This window comes from Erythrobacter sp. (genome assembly GCF_038133525.1).
In the GTDB taxonomy this organism is placed as follows: Bacteria; Pseudomonadota; Alphaproteobacteria; order Sphingomonadales; family Sphingomonadaceae; genus Qipengyuania.
On record NZ_JAYPTL010000164.1, the window covers coordinates 1 to 1,078 of the forward strand.

The following is a 1,078-nucleotide window of genomic DNA, read 5'->3' on the forward strand; positions in this document are numbered from 1 at the left end:
TTCATCATCACCATCCCGGTGGCCACGCACTCGGTCGATATCGACCTTCCGCAGCCCACGCCGATAGACAATCCCCCACCGATCGATCCGATCAAGAACAAGCTTGTTCTGACAGCGGACAACCAAGTGCTGTGGAATGCACAGCCCGTCACGCTCGGCGAGCTGGTCACGCTGCTGCAGGACACGCTGGCGATCCAGCCCGAGCCCGAACTGCAGTTCGAGCCCGAAGCCTTGGCAAGCTATGAGCTCTCGGCCAATGTGCTGCGCATCATCAAGGCGTCGGGCGTCACCAAGTTCGGCTTCGTCGGCAACGAGAAGTATCGTACTTTCGGCTCCGGCGGCCCAGGAGCTGGCGGCCAGCAGTAAGACTGGGGTCCAAATAAAATTCGAAGGAGGGGCGGAGCGATCCGCCCCTTTTTTTTCGCCTGCAACAGAGCGCCATGCAGGTCTGAGAGCTCTGAACTGGCGGATATCTTGTGTATTGATAATGGTATGTTATGCTGTCACATTGCTCGCGCAGAGGGGCGTGCAATCGGGAGAAATGCCATGCCATACGCCTTGCGCCGCCGCCCGACACCATCGCGACCGCTGAGCGACATGAACGTCACCCCGTTCATCGATGTCCTGCTGGTTCTGCTCATTATGCTGATCATGGCGGTGCCCGTGGCAACGCATGTGACGGATATCGACCTCCCCAGCGGTCCGGGGCCCTTCGTACCGAACGATATCGAGAACACGGTTGCAATCGACGCTGGAGACCGGCTCTACTTGAATGGCAATGCGGTCAACCGCGACGATTTGTCGCGCATGGTGCAGGCCGCCAGTGCCTTGCCGCACGAACTTCTGCTGCGCTTCGAACCCGATGCACATGCGAGCTATGATGCCTCGGCCAAGACGATCGCGCTGATCAAGGATTCCGGTGTCGAACACCTCGCCTTCATCGGCAACGAACGCCATCGCAGCTTCAACGCCGACTAGTCTTCGTCAGGCGGTCTCGCATCGACGCGCATTGCGGCGCCTGCGAGACTTTCGGCCTCGAGCAGCAATTCGTCGTCGACCGAGCCCTGCGGCGTAGCCT

General features: G+C 59.9%; 2 protein-coding genes. Both read left to right on the top strand.

The genetic code is table 11. The features are described 5' to 3' along the window. Positions 1 to 366, top strand: a 366-nt coding sequence (locus AAFM29_RS17545; RefSeq protein ID WP_341714005.1) for a biopolymer transporter ExbD, incomplete at its 5' end; no start/stop codon positions are given. A gap of 180 nt (positions 367 to 546) precedes the next feature. After that, a complete protein-coding gene (locus AAFM29_RS17550; protein WP_341714006.1) occupies positions 547 to 978 on the top strand; it encodes a biopolymer transporter ExbD in 432 nt (143 codons plus the stop codon). The last annotated feature ends 100 nt before the right edge of the window (positions 979 to 1,078 follow it).

Excerpts from the sequence above, each read along its gene's own strand:
- AAFM29_RS17550 (WP_341714006.1), top strand. The coding sequence starts at position 547 with ATGCCATACGCCTTGCGCCGCCGCCCGACACCATCGCGACCGCTGAGC.